The 17297-nt window shown below is 68.2% G+C and carries 12 protein-coding genes and 1 pseudogene; 6 read left to right on the top strand and 7 right to left on the bottom strand.

Annotation, left to right across the window (positions count from 1 at the left end; translation table 11 throughout):
• Positions 1 to 435 precede the first annotated feature (435 nt).
• The gene (locus BJ971_RS28280) at positions 436 to 765 is read left to right on the top strand and encodes a PadR family transcriptional regulator (RefSeq protein WP_184996226.1); all 330 of its coding nucleotides are present in this window, start codon (positions 436 to 438) and stop codon (positions 763 to 765) included.
• Positions 762 to 2012: a hypothetical protein gene (locus BJ971_RS28275; RefSeq protein WP_184996225.1), complete on the top strand. Its 1251-nt coding sequence runs from the start codon at positions 762 to 764 to the stop codon at positions 2010 to 2012. Before BJ971_RS28280 ends, BJ971_RS28275 begins: the two co-directional genes overlap by 4 nt.
• A gap of 715 nt (positions 2013 to 2727) precedes the next feature.
• Here BJ971_RS28275 and BJ971_RS28270 read toward each other — a convergent pair.
• Together BJ971_RS28270 and BJ971_RS28265 are read right to left on the bottom strand one after the other, a co-directional pair.
• Positions 2728 to 4344: a recombinase family protein gene (locus tag BJ971_RS28270; protein ID WP_184996224.1), complete on the bottom strand. Its 1617-nt coding sequence runs from the start codon at positions 4342 to 4344 to the stop codon at positions 2728 to 2730.
• A 272-nt stretch (positions 4345 to 4616) separates the two neighbouring features.
• Entirely contained in the window at positions 4617 to 5048 is a 432-nt protein-coding gene (locus BJ971_RS28265; protein ID WP_184996223.1) for a hypothetical protein, read from the bottom strand.
• Between the two features lie 255 nt (positions 5049 to 5303).
• On the opposite strand from BJ971_RS28265, the gene BJ971_RS28260 reads away from it, so the two are divergent.
• Entirely contained in the window at positions 5304 to 7913 is a 2610-nt protein-coding gene (locus BJ971_RS28260; RefSeq protein WP_184996222.1) for a DEAD/DEAH box helicase, read from the top strand.
• A gap of 804 nt (positions 7914 to 8717) precedes the next feature.
• On the opposite strand, the gene BJ971_RS41675 is transcribed toward BJ971_RS28260, so the two are convergent.
• From BJ971_RS41675 to BJ971_RS28250, 3 genes are all read right to left on the bottom strand, one after another.
• A complete protein-coding gene (locus tag BJ971_RS41675) occupies positions 8718 to 8852 on the bottom strand; it encodes a hypothetical protein (protein ID WP_260415182.1) in 135 nt (44 codons plus the stop codon).
• 214 nt (positions 8853 to 9066) lie between these two features.
• The gene (locus BJ971_RS28255) at positions 9067 to 10539 is read right to left on the bottom strand and encodes a recombinase family protein (protein WP_184996221.1); all 1473 of its coding nucleotides are present in this window, start codon (positions 10537 to 10539) and stop codon (positions 9067 to 9069) included.
• A 227-nt stretch (positions 10540 to 10766) separates the two neighbouring features.
• Positions 10767 to 11066, bottom strand: coding sequence for a hypothetical protein (locus BJ971_RS28250; RefSeq protein WP_203709780.1), 300 nt, complete (start codon positions 11064 to 11066; stop codon positions 10767 to 10769).
• Between the two features lie 319 nt (positions 11067 to 11385).
• Here BJ971_RS28250 and BJ971_RS28245 point away from each other — a divergent pair, with 319 nt between their 5' ends.
• Positions 11386 to 12264: a S41 family peptidase gene (locus tag BJ971_RS28245; RefSeq protein WP_184996220.1), complete on the top strand. Its 879-nt coding sequence runs from the start codon at positions 11386 to 11388 to the stop codon at positions 12262 to 12264.
• Positions 12265 to 12612: 348 nt separating this feature from the next.
• On the opposite strand, the gene BJ971_RS28240 is transcribed toward BJ971_RS28245, so the two are convergent.
• Positions 12613 to 12942 (bottom strand): hypothetical protein, encoded by a 330-nt coding sequence (locus BJ971_RS28240; RefSeq protein ID WP_184996219.1) that lies wholly within the window; start codon positions 12940 to 12942, stop codon positions 12613 to 12615.
• Between the two features lie 5 nt (positions 12943 to 12947).
• Positions 12948 to 15728 carry a transglycosylase domain-containing protein gene (locus BJ971_RS28235; protein ID WP_184996218.1) on the bottom strand — a complete coding sequence of 927 codons (2781 nt, stop codon included), beginning with the start codon at positions 15726 to 15728 and terminating at the stop codon, positions 12948 to 12950.
• Positions 15729 to 16133: 405 nt separating this feature from the next.
• On the opposite strand from BJ971_RS28235, the pseudogene BJ971_RS28230 reads away from it, so the two are divergent.
• Together BJ971_RS28230 and BJ971_RS28225 are read left to right on the top strand one after the other, a co-directional pair.
• A pseudogene (locus BJ971_RS28230) lies at positions 16134 to 16385 on the top strand (hypothetical protein); the annotation flags it as partial.
• A gap of 728 nt (positions 16386 to 17113) precedes the next feature.
• On the top strand, positions 17114 to 17278 hold the full coding sequence (locus BJ971_RS28225; protein ID WP_184996217.1) for a hypothetical protein: 165 nt from the start codon (positions 17114 to 17116) through the stop codon (positions 17276 to 17278).
• Positions 17279 to 17297 lie beyond the last annotated feature (19 nt).

Raw genomic sequence — 17297 nt, 5'->3', positions numbered from 1 at the left:
GACGCCGACCACGGCGGCGGTCGTCCGGCGATGAGTTCAGCCAGGGCGTGAACAGAGCGTCAGGTGCCGCAACGGCCGTAGCCAGGGGTGTGAACATCGGCATCACCAACCAAGGAGCTGATACGAGGTTGATGTGCTCGTGCTGCGCCACGTCTCTGCGTCCAACCTGCGCCGCACGGGGGTAGGAACTCGGCGCGTCGTTGGGTCGGGCGGGCCGCCTCGGGTTCCCCTTTCCGCAGACCCGCGGCGACCGTGGCCGGGCTGGGCGAGCCTCGGCCCTGTCACCGTGGATGGCTCCGCGGCCAGGGCGTTCCGGCGGCGTCGGATCCTCGGGTTCCGGCTGGTGTGTGCAGGCGTGGGAGCCGCTGTCGCAGCGCCTCATTGTGGAGCAGGTCTACCGTTGACTGCCTAACTCTAAATATATAGAGTTAGGCGATGACCCGGTCCCGGCGTCCGTCCGTCCAGACCACGGCGGTGCTCCTGGCACTGGCCGAGAAGCCGACCGCCTGGCGCTACGGCTACCAGCTATGTCAGCAGCTGGACATCAAGCCCGGCTCGCTGTACCCGATCCTGGTGCGGTTGGCCGATCGGGGCCTGCTCGAGACCGCCTGGGACACCGACGTTCCGCCCGGTCGGCCACCCCGCCACCTGTACCGGCTGACCGGTTCGGGGCGAGCGCTGGCCACCGAACTCGCCACCACTACGGCTGGGGCCGCGACGGCTACCCGACGCACTGGTCTGACAGAGGGGTGGCAGGGCGCATGAGCCGGACCCGACGCAGGCTAGCCACCGTCACGACCTGGGTCGTCACGGTGGCGTGGGTCGTGGTCTACGCCAGCGCCGTCGCGACTTCCGATCAGCCGCCTGAGCCCGTGACTGCCGTGACGCGACTGGTCGTTCCGCCGCTGCTGTGGGTGGCACTCCTGCAGATCAGCTCGGCCGCCGAACTCGCCGCACGGCTCGTGCTGCGCCACTGGCGGTCCGGGGCCGTGTCTCGCCGATCCGCAATGGACCCACCAAGTCAGTTGCTCGCCGCCGCGGTTGCGGCGCTTCCCGAACGTCGACGCGAGTGGGGCAGCGCAATGCTCGGCGAACTGGCCGAGATCCGAGGCCGGTCGGCGCGGTGGCGGTTCGCGCTCAGCTGTGGCCGAGCCACGCTGTGGCTGCCACCGGCGGGCGGGTGGCCGATGCTCGCGTTGATGACCGGGGTGGTCGTGGCCTCAGCCGCGGCCGTCGGGCCTGTAGTCGGCACGGCGGTACCGGGCCTGACGGTGTTCGCGGTGACCTTTACCGCGCTTGTCGGTGCGATGGTGATCCTGGTCGTGGCCCGCTCGCGTCGGCTGCGGCTGCCCGTACCCGTGCCGACCGTCCTGGTGATCGGTGGCGTGGCCGCATCGATCGCCGCAACCGTAATTTTCCTGCGCCGAGAGCCGGCCGCGGCGCAACACCTGCCGCCAACGGCGGCGGTGTATCTCGCCGCCGTGCTCGCTGGCTGCCTATGGATCGCCGTGGCACCCCCACGGTGGCTGGGCACCCAACGGCTTGCCCCACACCTCGGCGCCGCGGCCGCTGTCGTGTTCACGGCCTGGTCTCTGCTGTTACACCGCCTCGAAACGGCGACGGAGCCATCGCTCCCGCTCCTGCTGGTGCTCGCGGCCGTGCTCGTGTCTACACCCTTCGCCGCCTTCGTCGTCCCGGCGTTCACGGCGGGGCGTGCCGGCAGGTCGTTCCGCTCGGGCCTGCAGGCCGCCGTCTGGACCGTGACCGCCACGATGCCGCTCACCTACGCCCTCATGCTGCCCGAGGCGCTGCGTCGTCACGCCATCGATGGCAAGACCCTCGATGGCGAACTGGTGGCCCCGGTCGGCGTCAACCTGCCCTATGCTTTGGTCTTCTGTCTCGGCGTCTTTCCGGTGTTCGGCCTCACGCTCGGGGTGCTCGGCGCTGCCCTCGGCGCCCGCCGCACCCTCCCCAGCGATCCAGGCCAAGCGGGTCCAAATCCGACGACGTGACGGATCCCAAGCGGGTGGCCAGGCCTGCGACACCCGACCCCGGCCCACCTCGGCCACCCGATTACGGCCCAGGGCGCGGTCGGCTGCTCCACCGGAGACCTCCGGCGGACGGCGCGGGCGGGTCTGCGACCGGCGTGTGTGTCAATGCGCTTACCTGCTCCGATTCCGTGGCCGGTTTCGTCCACAATGCCGGGCGGAGCGCTCCCGCGGGCCATTCCGTACGGTGAACCTGCGGCGACGACCCGGACATACACCCAAAGGTGTGGGCCCGACCGGCCATTGGAAACCTCGGCCGCACCCGCGGGTCGGTGTTGGCGTCGCACCACGCGTCGCGCCGTCCTCCCCGAGGTCGCGCACGACCGACGAGGTAGTGGTGGCGCTCGGATACATCCGTTCTCACCCGGAGCTGCCCTTCGGCCCGCAGCGGCGGACACGGTGTGCGTGGCGCTGATCTGCGCCGCGACCGCGCCGGCGCCCGGCGCAGCACCTACCGCAGCGTGATCGCGGCCGGGGCGGCGGCGATGATGGCGGGGGCCCCGTCGAACCCCGATGCGTTCGGTCGAAGAGTGGCCGCACCGAGCTGGACTGTCGCACCCTTCGATCGGCACCCAGGAGACAACAGTCGCAGGCGAAGCGGCCACGGGCCAGGCGGCGTTCGGCAGGCCCGCAGCGCTGCTCTCGGACTCGGACTCGGACACGTTAAACCCCATACAGATCACTCACGTTTCTTGGGAGATCTGGTGGGGTTTTCTGCTGCGTGGCGCCGCTTGGCCATTCGGCTCCTGCGCGTCGCGGGGCGCCGGAGCGGCCGCCGCGCGACCGGTGTCGGGGTCTCGGCCTCGCTGATCGCCGGCTCCGCGGGCGCCGGCACAGCGGCTGCGGTCTGAGCGGCGCCGTGGTCGGCCGCGGCGACGGGTGCGTCCACCTGTATGCCGGCCGTGTCCTCGATCGTGAGAGTGCCGCGACCGCAGACGACCACCATGTCCCGCGTCGTCAGATACGCCGCCAAGTCGTCGGCGTCATCCAGCTCCGCGAGAGCTTCGTGGGTGGCGGTCAGGTCTTCCACGAGGCGTGCCTCGGCCCAGTACACCCAGCGCGGTGCGTCCTCGGATGCGGGGTGGGCGCTGGTGTGTCCGTGGCGGCAGCGGTAGCCGGGACGGCCGTTCACCCAGTGTCCGGCCAGCCGTCTGCCGCAGGTCCCGCAGACCAGCAGGCCGGTCAGCGCGTACCTGCGTGCCTGTCCGTCTTCGGGTGTCGCGCGGGCGGTGATCTCCTGCGCCGTGGTGAAGTCCTGGTCGCTGACCAGCGCGGGGTGGGTCTGGTCGGGGCAGATCACCCACTCGTCGCGGGGGTTCCAGATCCGTACCGGGCCGAGGCTGCTGCGTTTGTCTCCGGGTACCGCCTCGCGGTGGTCGGTGAACTGCCGGTTCCACACCTGCCTTCCGGTGTATCGGGGGTTCGCGAGGATCGCCGCGACCGTCTGTAGGGTCCACACGGCCCGCGGCCGGTGCGGGTTGCGGACCCGGTCGTAGACACCCGGCGACGGAACCCGCCGCTCATTGAGGCCGCGGGCGATCCCGGCCGCACTCATGCCGTCCAGGCGGCGGGCGAAGATCCACCGCACGTGTGGTGCGGTCACCGGATCCACCTCGAGGCGATGCCGGCGCCGGCCCCAGCTCGCGTGCATCTTGTTCAGGTGCGGGCCGGCGTCGACGAGTTGGTAGCCGTAGGGTGGGCGGCCGCCCTGATGGCGTCCCTGCTCGCGGACCTGGGCCGCCATCGCCGCCCGGACCCGGAACCGGGCCCGTAGTACCTCCCGCTGCGACTGGTGACCCAGCATCATCAACAGCGCCCGGTGATCCGGGTCGGTGAGATCGACCGGGCCGTCGGTCTCGGGGAGCCACACCTGCACGCCGTAGCCCTGCAACGTGTCGATGATCCGGCGGGCCTCACCACCGGCGAACGCCCGTTCGAACTCGCCCACCACCACCGCATCAAACCCGCGGTCCGGCTCCGCTGCCGCGGCGAGCAGGGCTGCCGCCTGCCGGCGTTTGCGCCACGGCATGCTTCGCGACGCGCCGGTGTCGAAGAACTCTGTCACGATCCGGCCCCGGCCCGCGGTCACCCGCTGCGCTGATTCGATCTGCCACGCCCGTGACGACACCGGATCCTGATACTCGCTGGTCGAGATCCGTCCGTAGAAGGCGAACCTGACACCGCCCGCACCTGGGCGTACTGACCGGCCTCGGGCCCGCGGCGCTGGGGACGCGGACAGCCAGGCGTCGAACGAATTCGGTGGGGGAGTGGATGGAGTGGAGGCGTGTGCAGGCATCGCCGATCACCTCACCGAAGAGGAGACGAGCCACTGCTATTTCGATAGCAGGCCCGACCCGGGGCGGTCTGCAACGACCTCGGCGGCGTTCACCCCCACGACGCTCCCGGGATCCCAAGAACCACCCGGTAAGGCGAAGAGCCCGAACTGGAGAACCCACTCGTGCCTCCCCGGTTGGCGAGGCCGGCGACACTGACATCGAGGGTGTTCGCACCGTCAAACCGGCACTGTCCTGTTTGGCGCACTGTCCTGTTGGCACACCGTGCCGCCGGTCAGTCGAGCAACCAGTTGTGCAGCTGCCGGCCGTACGGGCTCAGGGTGACGGCCAGCAGCACGACCCAGGCCGCGATGGCGGCGAGGCTGCCGAGGAGCACCTTGCGGTCGCCGACGCGCTGGGCATGCGCTACGGCCGCCACCCCGGATATCAGCCCCACGAGCGCGACCGGGAAGACCAGCATGGCCACCAGCCGGCAGATGCCGAACACCCAGGACAGCGGGTTCCACACCGAGTCCGGGAGGGCGACCTTCGGGTCGTCGAGCCGTTCCAGCCTCGGATCCAGCAGGGCCCCGAGATCGCCGGCTTGCACCACGGCGGCGAGCAGGGTGCCGAAACTGCCGACCAGGTAGGCGGTCAGCAGCCCCCACTGCGCCCACAGCACCACCCGGCCGCCCTGTGTGTCCTGTTGCTCCGGCACCTGCGTCATGGCGGGGAACCTATCTCAGGACGGCAACCACCACTGACAAGGGCATGGCCGATCCGCTGACAACGACGGGCTCTGGCTCGCTTTTGGTGGACTCATCACGCATGGTGACGAGCCGGACAGCAATCCCCGATCGCCTACGAGAACACTCGAACCGCAGCGGCTACGCTGACCCCAGCCGCATAACCCCGTGTCCAAGATCCGGGGGCAAGCCCCCAGGGGGCAACGCCCATTGATGTGCCCAGGCAGACTGGCGTTATGGACCGGACCGAGCTGCGTGCCTTGATGGCCGACTTCACCCAGTGGAGCCGGCAGGCCGCGGCCGTTCAGCGCCGGTATGCCGTCGTGCGGGAGGCTGCGGAGGCCGCCGAACGCCTCCTGGAGTCACGCGCCGTCCTCGTTCAGCACGCACGACGCAACGCTTGGCGGGTGGTGCCGCTGGAGCGCAAGCACAGCTCCGTCGTGCGGCCCCTGCGCGAACGCGCCGTCCTGCCGACGCTCACCCGCGGCGATCAGGCTCTGATCCGGCTGCTGGCGGTCGAGGTGCCCCGTGCGCGGGCCGACGTGAACGCCGCCGTGGGCCTGCGGCGCTATCTCGCCGGGCCGGGGAGGCGCCGGCGGGCCGAGGCGTCGGCCGCGTTCCTGCGCCGTCAGCATGACGTGTTCGCGGAAACGGGTTGGCCGCAGCGGCTCAAGGAGCTGAGCGAGCACACCCTCGACGACGACATCGGCGTCGAGGCGCTGGTCGATCCCATGCTCGGTGTCGTTCCCGAGGATCCGGCCCACAGCCCCGAGGTGATTCAACGGTCCGCGCTCGATGGCCTGTCCAAGGCGCTGGCCGCCATCGACAGGATCGTGCAGGCCGAGGCGGAGTACCGCGCCGCGGCCAGGGACGCCGCGATCACCGTGCGGCGGGTCGACACGATGCGCGTGCTGCGGGAGATGTCGACCGATGCGCTGAAGACAGCGACCCGTGACCGGCTCCGGCTCGGCGGCCTCGCCCCGGCCGGCATCCACACCGTCCAGCAGGTCCTGGCCAACGCCGCCACGCTGTCGACGATGCCGGGCGTCGGCGAGGTGTCGGCGCGACACATTCTCGGCGCGGCGCAGACGTTGCGGCACACGACCTTCGAGGAGACGCCGGTCCGCATCGACGTCATCCGGCGCAGCGCCGAGGAGACCGAACTGCTGCGCTGCCTCGCCGAATGGGACGCCCGCCGCCGCACCAGGGGCGCCGCCGCCGACCTCGAACGCGCGGCCGAACTGGCGCCGATCGTGGCGGGGCTCACCTCCTCCACATCGCATCTGCTGGTGGTTCCGCTGCGGGAGCTGCCGGTGAGCGAGCTGTGGGAGAGCATCAACGTTGTGCGGCACCGGGCCGAACAGTTGCGTCGCACCAAGCCGTCGGGCCACCGGACCCGCGACCCGTGGGAAGACTTCCTGGCCCGGCCGGCCGACTACTTCGCGATGCTCTCCGAACTCGGCTTCCTCACCGGCGACGAGGAGGCCACGCACGGCAATCTTCCCGACGACATCGTCAAGGCGGTGCGCGACCAGCCGCTCAACGGCGAACATCTGAAGGCATCGCTGCGCGGCTATCAGAGCTTCGCGGTGCGTTTCGCCCTCGTGCAACGCAAAGTAATCATCGGTGACGAGATGGGCCTCGGCAAGACGTTCGAGGCGATCGCCGTGCTGGCACACCTGCGCAGCCGGGGCGAGAACCGCTTCGTCGTGGTGTGCCCCGCGGCCGTCGTGACGAACTGGGTGCGCGAGGTGACGAGCAAGTCGACCCTCAGCGCCCACCGGGTGTACGGTGCCGACCGGGACCACGCGGCCAGCGTCTGGGAACGCGACGGCGGTGTCGCGGTCACCACGTTCGAGACGCTGGCCGCGTGGCAGCCCGGTCCCAACCTCGCCTGTGTCGTCGTCGACGAGGCGCACTACATCAAGAACCCGAACGCACAGCGTTCCGTGCGCACCGCCGCTATCGTCGAGCGCGCCGCCCGCGCAGTGCTGCTTACCGGCACACCGCTGGAGAACAAGGTGTCGGAGTTCCGTAGCCTCGCCTCCTACGTGCGGCCCGACCTGACGGTCGACAGCGACGGCGACGCACTGTCGGCGAAGGCGTTCCGCCGCCAGATCGCACCGGCGTACCTGCGGCGCAACCAGGAGGACGTGCTGTCCGAGCTGCCGGGGCTGGTGGAGGTCGACGAGTGGCTGTCTCTGTCGAAAGAGGACGCTACGGTCTATCGGGCGGCGGTCGACAGCGGAAACTTCATGGAGATGCGTCAGGCGGCGATGCGCCAGGGCGCGAAATCCGAGAAGTTGCGGCGGCTTGTCGAGCTCGTCCGCGAGGCGGAGGAAAACGAGCGGAAGGTCATTGTCTTCTCCTACTTCCGAAGCATTCTCGATCTGGTGACGGCGGCCCTGCCGGGACCGGTCTTCGGGCCGCTCACCGGCTCGGTCAGCTCCGACGAGCGACAGCAAATGGTGGACCAGTTCTCAGCGGCACAGCACGGAGCCACTCTCGTAGCGCAGATCGTGGCCGGCGGTGTCGGGCTCAACGTCCAGGCCGCATCGGTGGTCATCTTCTGCGAGCCACAGCTCAAGCCGACCATCGAGGCGCAGGCAATCGCGCGAGCGCACCGGATGGGTCAGGTGCGTTCGGTGCAGGTGCACCGGCTGCTGTCCGAGGAGAGTGTCGACCAACGCATCGTCGAACTGCTGGAGGCGAAGCGAAAACTGTTCGAGGACTTCGCCCGAGGCAGCGACATCGCCGACGCGGCGCCGGACGCGGTCGACCTGTCCGAGGCGCAGCTGGCCCGCGAGGTCGTCGCATCGGAACGGAAGCGGCTCCTGAGCTCCTGAACCGACGACCCAGCAGCGCCGACCTGGGCACCATGGGCTACCTCAACGGCCGGGAGACCGCGGTGACCCGAGCCGCCCGGCGGCTGGGCGTCCCGGCTCTTCTCCCGGCACGCCGAAATCAACGGGCTGCGCCACATTCGCAAACAGGGCTACACCCAGTAAATGTGCGCTGCATATGATGGCCGGTTTCGACTAGGACCTCGGCGAAGATGACAACTACGATCGGGAGCTCGGCTTCGAGGAGGGGGTCCGGCGGGAGCTGCGTCGCTTTCCCGACCTCACTGCCAACAACGTGTCAGCGCTTCGACAACAGGCGCAACATGACGCTGAGGCGACCCGAGCCGCGGTGGCCCGGTTTCACTGAGTGTGACACCCGCGGCGGAATGAGGAGTTCATCCGCCCAAGCACCGTGACGGCGCGGCGCTCGATTGCCCCGGTTGGGCGTCAACCTGTCGCCCAACCGCGCCGTGACGGCGGTATCCGCATGGGCCGGTTCGACTGCCCCCGTTTACCCCTCGATAACCCGTTCGAAGCGTTGACAACGGACGGCAAACGATGATCACGCTGTGACGGCGTTTGTGCAGGTCAACGCCAAACCGCGACGACCACTGGCAAGCCGTGTGCCGTCGCGGCCGGTAACAAGGGGTCGCAGGTTCAAATCCTGTCAGCCCGACTAATCTGACCAGGGGATATGCCGATGAAGGCATATCCCCTGCGATCGTTTCGGAGCCATGTTGTCGCGTGGCTGTCGCAGCCGTGCACGAATCTTGCAACGGCGGTCAGGCTGCCTGGGCGTCGGCGGCGTCAGAGGCCGCGCAGGTGGCTCACACCGTCGTCGGCGGCTTCGCGGGTGAGGTGGCCGTAGAGGTTGATCGTGGTGGTCACGTTCTTGTGCCGCATCGTCTTGGAGAGCACGGCCAGCGGCACGGCATGGGACAAAGCGACGTGCTCTCGTGTCGCTAACCGAACTCCTGCGGTGCCGGGCCGCCAACGGTGAACCAAGATCATCGGTGTTCCCGCCGGGAACACCACATGATTGCTGCGGCCACAGAGGACTACACAAAGCTCCACAGTTGACGGTCCCATACCCGGACAGATAGCGTTTTCCCAGGTTAGCGGCAGTATCATCGTGGGGGTTCAAGTCTCGAACACGTTAACCCCCACCAGAGTCATCCCATCGAGGGATGGCTGTGGTGGGGGTTACTGTTCTTTCCAGGTCGATCGGTTCGAGGCTGAGGGTGTCCAGGCCGCAGACGATGACCTGGCCCTGGGCCCGAAGATGGGCGAGTAGGTCGTCGGCGCCGGCCAGGACTGGCAGCTCGCCGGAGTAGCCCAGGCGGTAGAGCATGGCGTCGATGATCCGCCGTTCGGCCCAGTACACGTTCCGCACGCGATGGTCGCCGGGTCGGACGCTGGCGCGGCCGTGGCGGCAACGGTAACCGGCCCGGCCGTGGACCCAGTGGGCTTCCAGGCGCCGTCCGCAAACCGCGCAGACCAGTAACCCGGTCAGCAGATACCTGCGGACGGCCCGCTCCTTCGGGGCCGGGACTGCGGTGACCTGTTGAACCGCGAGGAAGTCGGCCTCGTCGACCAGGGCCGGCTGCGCCGGCTGCTGCGAGATCACCCATTCGCTGCGCGGGTTCCAGGCCCGAGTCGGGCCGAGACTGGTGCGCTTGTCACCAGCGACCGTCTCGTTGTGGTCGGTACGCTGCCGGTTCCACACCTGCCGGCCGGTGTAGCGCGGGTTGGCGAGGATCTCTGCCAGGGTCCGTAACGTCCACGCCGTGCCGATCCGGTGCCTGTTCCGTGCGGGATCATGAGCGGCCGGTGACGGCACGTTCCGCTCATTGAGTGCCCGAGCGATACCCGCGGCACTGTCGCCGGCCAGCCTGCGGGCGAAGATCCACCGCACGTGCGGGGCTGTTACTGGATCCGGGTCCAGGCGATGCAGCCGCCGCCCCCACCGGGCGTGGATCCGGTTCGGATGCGGACCTGCGTCTACGAGCCGGTAGCCGTAAGGTGGCCGGCCGCCGAGGTGACGGCCCTGTTCGCGGGCCTGGGTGCACATTGCACGGATGGTCCGCCGGCGGGCCCGTAGCACCTCGCGTTCGGACTGGTGCCCGAGCAGCATAAACAGCGCACGATGGGACGGGTCGTCCAGATCGACCGGCCCATCGAATTCCGGCAGCCACACCGTGACGCCGTGTGCGCGCAGAGACGGGATGATCTGCAGGGCTTGCCGGCCGGCGAACGCCCGCTCGTACTCACCGATCACCACGGCATCGAACCGTCGATCCGGTCGCGCCACCTCGGCGAGCAGCTCCGCAGTGCCGGGCCGCTGATGCCAGGGAAGGCTGCGGGAGTAGCCGACGTCGAAGAACTCGGCGGCGATGCGCCCGTGGCTGCTGGTCAGGAGCTCCGCGATGTCGAACTGCCACTGGCGTGACGACACCGGATCCTGATAGCCGTCGGTGGAGATCCGCCCGTAGAACGCGAACCGCACCCCACCGGCCGCCCGGCCAGCGCGCCGACCACGGACACGAGGCTGGCCCGCTGAACGGTCCCACCAAACCGTGAACAGATCGTCAGGTGGCGCGGCAAGAGCAGTCATCAGCGGTGTGAACATCGACGTCACCAACCAGAGAAGCTGATATCGACATCCCGATACCCCGTCCCGCCAGCACCATCACCAGATCATCAAGACTGTCACCCCAAGGAGTGACCTACGCACTGTTGATGATTATCTACGTCGCCGGGTCCCCATCTCGAAGTCGCATCTTCGCCCGACCAACCGCTCAGCTGAGCGTCGTCGGTGCAGAGCCAGTGAGCACATGCAAAGCACAAAGCACGTGATCAGCGCAGTGCGACACATTCGCCGATAAGATCGTGGAGTTCATAGGCCACGCTCATAACTTTGTCGGCCAGCTCGCCCTGGTAAAGATTTGCGTTGGCTTCCGTCGCGGCGAATACATCAACAAGAATGTTCGCTCCGAGGCGCGGGATGGCATCGAACTCGGCCCACGCCTCCGCGCACGCACGAAGACTCTCCTTGAGAGACTTCAAAGCCCCTTCGTTAATCCCTTCCCCAGACCTAAGAGATTCGTCGAATACGGTCCATGAGCCAGCCATTGTTTCTAGCGGATCAGCCGCCATCAAGGACCTCCTCCACTCAGGCGGTTGCTGCCGGCAACACATAATCAGTAACCAATATTTCTCGGAATGACTATATGCGATTGGTTGCAGTCGGATGTGACCCGGAGGCCGCGGGCTCAGGCCAGCTGGTGCCGGGGCAACCACACCCCTCCCGACCCTGTCCGAACGGATGCGAGCCGGTTCACGACTTGTGGAGGGATCGGCACGGGGCGGTGTCCTTGTGCAGCGGGTCGGGCCGCCCGTTCGCTCTCGGCGCAAGGTCCGGGCCACCCTGGCGGCCTAACCTGAGCGAGTGGATAACCTCGCCGACGGAGCGGCCGTGGGTTCCGTGGTCGACCGGCTCGTGGGTTGGCTGCCGCGGCTGATGCCGGACCGGGAGCGCGCCGACGCGTTGTGCGCGGTGCTGACCGCTCGGTTCAGCGGTCGGCGCGATCCCGTCACTGCGGCCGCGTGTGCCGGGATCGAACGGGTCGCGTGGGCGTACTCACGGCATCTGTTGCTGATCTTCGATCCGGACGGCACGTCGCCCGCCGACGTCGACAGTCCCGGTTGGCCCGCCGAGGACCTGAGCGCGGCCCGGCACCGGGCGGGCGCGGTCAGTGGGGTGCGGCGGTTGCCCGACGGCACGTGCGTGGTCAGGATCGACGGCCTGGAGCCGGCTGCCGCTGCGCTGCCGTATGTGGACGCGGCGTTCGCGCTGGCGCGTTCGGCGTCTCGGATCGTGCTCGACCTACGGGCGAACGGCGGTGGCGACCCGGCTACGGTCGCGGCGATCGCCGGGTGGTTGCTCGGCGACGAACCGGTGCACCTGTCCGACGTTCGCTACCTGGACCGGATCCGCCAGTGGTGGACCCCGGCCCGGCCCGCAGGCACCGCCGTGCCCGCGGACGTGCCGGTACACGTACTGGTCGGGCCGGGGACGTTCTCGTCGGGCGAGGCGCTGGCGTACCACCTGCGCGTGCGCCGCCGGGTGACCGTCGTCGGCGAACGCACCCCCGGCGCGGCCGATCACGTGACCCCGGTCCGGCTCGCCCCGACGGTCCTGGGCCTGTTGCCGGAGGCGCGGGTGGTCGATACGCGCACCGGAACGAACTGGGAAGGCGGCGGGGTTCGCCCCGACCGGGAGTGCTCGGCGGACGACGCCTTGGCCATCGCATGTGGACATGACTTCGCCAGCCGCACGGATGGCGGCCCGTAGCTCGACACTTCCGCAATCTTTCAGGAAGGCCTAGTCAGTGCGGACCCGACGGCGGTGGCGCGCGGAGGGCGAACACTGCGCTATCCCGAGTGTTTGGCTCGGACACAGACTGAGTCCCGACGGTGCGCGGCAGGATCCACTTCTGCCCGCACCGTTCGTGTTTCCTAGTCCTGGCCGGGGTTGCTGATAAAGCGTCGTTTCCAACGTGGTTACCGGTTAGGTGACGGCCTCTACTGCGACGCGGGCGGGGCGTGCGCGGTGATCCGAACGGAGATCACCACGCACGCCCCTCACACCCGCGGCCGACAGCACCGCGGGCCGGACTGCGGTCCTGCGGTGACCGGGGACTCAGCCGAAGTAGAGCTTGCCCTGGCCGGTGTTGCCCATGAAGTTGGACCAGCCCTGGGTGAAGATCCGACCGGCGTCGAAGTAGGTGCCCTGGTTGTAGCGCACCGAGATGTCGCCGTCGGTCTCGTGCACGAGCAGGTCGGCCTTGCTGTCGCCGTTGATGTCGGAGTCGTAGAGCCGGCCCTTGCCCGGCGTACCGAGGAAGTTGCCCCAGCCCTGCGTGAAGATCCGACCACCGTCGAAGTATTGCTGGCGTTTGAGGCGGTTCTTCACGGTGGCGGCGAGGGCGACGGCGATGCGGATGCAGTGGTTGGCCAGGCTGCGTTTCATCCTCGTCACCAGCCCAGGTAGCTGCGCGTCAGGGCGGCGATGTTCTCGGCGACCTCGATGCCGCCCTGCTGACTGGAGTGCCCGTGCGAGAGCACGGAGATGGCCACGTCCGTCTTCTCGCCGGAGATCCGGCCGGTGCTGTTGATGATCCAACGGTTCTGCTCGGTCGACCGGGCCAGCCAGCCGTTCTTGAGTGACGTCCGCTCGCCGTCGAACGCCGCCGCGCTGATGCCCCACGTCTGGTCCGCGTTGACCGATGACATGAGCCCGAGGATGTAGTCCCGCGAGCCCTTGTTAAGCGGGCTGTCGGGAGCGGTGAGCGCGTCGATCATCCGGACCTGGTCGTTTGCCGTGGTCTTGCTCAGGCCGGATGACGGCGAGGGTTCCGTGTCGTCAATGCCGAGCCGGTGCAGGGCTTTCCGGAATTTCGCGGCGCCGCCGACCGCGTTGTAGATCTGCTTCGCTGTCTCGTTGTCGCTGGCTCGGATCATCTTGGCCGCCCGGGACTTCTCGGCCTTGGTGAGTTTGCGGTTCTTGTCCTGCGCTCGCAGCAGTAAGGCCGCCAGCAGCTCGACCTTGATGACGCTGGCGGCCTCGAAGCGCTGGTCGCCGTGGTAGTCGTACCTGCGTCCGGTCTTGCGGTCGACGACGGAGACCGCGAAGTCCGGGACCTCGCCCGCGTACTTGTCGAGGGCGTTCCTTAGCCGGTCGACCCGCTGATTCCAGGAGCCACTCGCCAGGCTCTTGTCGACCTTGTCGCCCTTCTGCGGTCCCGGGTAGACGACCCCACGCTCCTTGACCAGGGCGGTCTTGATGTCGGGACCGAGCGTCTTCAGGTCGTCGCCGTTGCGCTTTCCCACCATCGCCGCCGCTGTCATCGCACCCGCGGGCCGGCCTTGCAGCGCGCTGGTCAGGAACTTGCGCCAGATCTGGTACGGCATGCCGTCACCGTTGATCGACTTGCCGTCCTTGGTGCGGATGGGTCCGGGCTTCTCCCTGCCGACCCAGGTCACCGCGGCCAGTCCCGGTGTCCATCCGGCGGTCCAGGCGTCGGATGAGTCGTTGGTGTCGGACCACTGCTGCGAGCCGGTCTTCGCGGCCGCTTGCAGGCCGGGGATCGCACCGTCGCGCTCCACGACCTTCGTCAGAACGGACTGAACGTCTGCCGCCACGCCACTCGACATGACCCGCTCGGAAGACTTTGCCGATTTGTGCAGGACAGCGCCGGTGGCTGTGGTGACCGACTGGACGAAATGGCGCACGGTGCGGCGCCCGCCGCCGGCCAGGGTGGCGTAGACGGTCGCCATGTCCGACGGGGCGACCGGGTAGCGACCCAGTGCGATGTCGGCCCGGGTGAGGCCAGGCTTCGGCTCGCCCTTGATGTCAACCAACGTCCGCTGCTTGCCGTACTTTTCCGGTACGCCGAGACGGTGGGCAAGATCGCGCACGGTGGCCGGGCCGATCTGCTCGGTCAGCGCGTAGAAGGGTGTGTTCAGCGAATGCACCATCGCGGTGTCGAGCGGGCAGACCGGGCACTGCAGGTTGTCCTTGTTGTACAGGGGTGCACCGTCACGATCCTGGAACTGGCGCGGCGAGGTGCCGTTGTAGAGCGACAGGAAACTGATGTCGTGTTCCTCGGCGGCCGCGAGAACCAACGGCTTGAAGGTCGAGGCAGGCGGGCGCGCGGCGATCGCGTCGTCGAAGTAGCCGCGTCCGCGATCACCGCCGTAGTAGGCGCGCACCCCGCCGTCGGCCGGGTCGATGGCCACCAACGCGGTCCGCAGTTCCTTCGGCTGGCTTTTGAGCGCCGCGCTGATGCTGATCGTGGCGGCCTGCTGCGCGGTGGCGTCGATGGTGGTCGTGATGTGCAAGCCGCCGATACGCAGCTGCTGGCGGCTGATTCCCGCCTCGACGAGCTCGTCCTCGACCCGGTCGGTGATCAAACCGGCCGGACCGCTGATGGTGCTCCTGGTGACGCTCTCCGCGGCCACCCGCGGGTACGGCGTCTGCTCGGCGGCTCCGTCGGGGAGCCAGCCCTGCTCGCTCATCGCCCGCAGGATCCACGTCCAGCGGTCCTTCGCCCAGCCGGAATCCACCGCCGGGTCGCCTCGGGTCGGGTCCTTGACCATCGCGGCGAGCACAGCGCCCTGTGCAGCGTTCAACCGACCGACCGACGTACCGAAGAACGCACGCGCCGCCGCCTCGATGCCGTAGGCACCCCGGCCGAAATAGATGGTGTTGAGGTACCGTTCGAGAATTTCGTCCTTGCTGTAACGGTGCTCGACTTTCAGCGCGAGCGCCGCCTCCTTGGTCTTGCGGCTGATCGTGCGATCCTGTGTGAGGTAGGCGTTGCGGACGTACTGCTGGGTGATGGTGGATGCGCCCTCACCACTGTCACGGACAACGTTGGACCACAACGCGCGCAGCAGACCCCGCACCGAAATGCCGGAGTGGTCGTAGAAGCCCCGGTCCTCCGCCGCCAGGAAGGCCTGCCGGACCTGTTCGGGCACCTTGGCAAGGGTGACGTCGGTGCGGTCGGTGAGTCCGACCCGGGCGAGCACCGTCCGGCCGTCGCGATAGTAGAGCACCGATGCCTGCGGCGGCGCCGGTTCCGGTGGCAGGTCCATGCTTGCGACGTAGCCGGATGCGGCGATCCCCAGCGCCAGCGCCACCGCCACCAGAGCCGTCACCGTCCGGCGGCACCACCGCGGCAACCACAGCCACCAGCGCGGCAATGTGGGCTTCCTGCGATGCCGGGTTGGTGAGATGACGTCGGCTGCCGGCATCATCACGTCCCTTCGCCGTCTCCGTAGCGCCGAGTTGCGCTACCCCTGAAGACGGTGAATGGCAGATTTTCGTTGCAATACAGCGAAAACTTTACGAACCGCTAGGACGCGACAACGCAAGGTCATCATCCCCAATTCGTAATGACGATCGTCCACTTTCAAATAGCCGACCCTCGCAGTTGGCGGTGGCCAAGCGGTATCGACGAATGCCGCTATCGGGGAACGCGTCGCCGCGCGGCAAACCCGGCTCGAAGATCCACGTACTGTGCGACAGCACCGGCATCCCGCTGACCGTCCTGCGGCGAGCGTGGGCTACCTGAGCCTCGGCGACGACCTTCTGTCGAGGTTTGCCCGATCGGCTCTGTTGCGTCGGCTGATCCGATGTTCAGGCAGGGTTGACCGGTGATGTCCGCGGCTCGGTCTCGTCCTTGGTCTCCTCCTCGCTCGGCGTTCGCCGGGTTTCGCTTCCCTGCCGAGGTGATCGTGGTGGCGGTGCGCTGGTACCTGCGATACGGCCTGTCGTACCGCGATGTCGAGGAGCTGCTCGCCGAACGCGGCATCGACGTCGACCACGTGACCGTCTACCGCTGGGTGCATCGGTTCACCCTGCTGCTGGCTGACGCCGCCCGGTTCGCGCGGCATTCGCCGGGTGACCGCGTCACCCCAGCGCCCTCGTCCCGGGCAAGCCGAGCAGACCCCCGCCGGCCCGGGGCGCCCAGTGTCAAGGCCGTCTTGACGCGGCGGGAGCCGGCGGGGGCCCGCTCCCACGATGGCGGGTCGAGGGCGATGGGATGGCGCTCAGGGCTCAATCCGTCTGTTCCATCTGCTCAGGTGCCGCCGGATCCAAGGCAGTGGCTGTCTGAACAGTAACTACTTCACGAGCCTTTGCTGTTACTTCCTCACGCACACCGTCATTTATCGAGAGGATCTCTCCCAAGATCGTGTAGGTTTCCAGAAAGAGGAAACGTGCTTCGGAATGGGATACGTCGTTGTCTACTCCCGTAGACACGCGGTCATATATGCCCCGCAAGGTCTGCTTAAGTCGTCTGCGTCGACTTCGCTTTCACCGTCGTCAGAGCGCGTTGATGGCGGCATTGCTTTCGAGCGCTGCAGCGGCATCCGCGTACGTCCAGTGTGGCAGCCAACGCGGCAAGCCAGCCAGTGCGCGAGCCCTCGCTTGTGGTTCTAGGCGCGTCGTCCGGCGACGTCCGCCCGTGACCATGACCTCGAAGGGTTGTCCATCGCTGCGTCGCCCTGGCCGTCCGTCGTCCGCGCCGATTGCTGTCAGCGTTGCTGTCAGACCGGACTCCCACACTCCCAAGGGGGATGGTCAAGCACAAGGTGTCGTAGGGCGCGTCTATGGTTCCCGTGTTCCCACAGGCCCGGTGATCCGGGTCGGTGAGATCGACCGGGCCGTCGGTCTCGGGGAGCCACACCTGCACGCCGTAGCCCTGCAACGTTTCGATGATCCGGCGGGCCTCGCCACCGGCGAACGCCCGCTCGAACTCGCCCACCACCACCGCATCAAACCCGCGATCCGGATTTTGTAGCAGCGGCGAGCAGGACGGC

Origin of the sequence: Amorphoplanes digitatis (genome assembly GCF_014205335.1) — a bacterium.
Taxonomy (GTDB): domain Bacteria; phylum Actinomycetota; class Actinomycetes; order Mycobacteriales; family Micromonosporaceae; genus Actinoplanes; species Actinoplanes digitatus.
The sequence above is the reverse complement of the archived record's forward strand: the minus strand, read 5'-3'. Positions and strand labels throughout refer to the sequence as shown.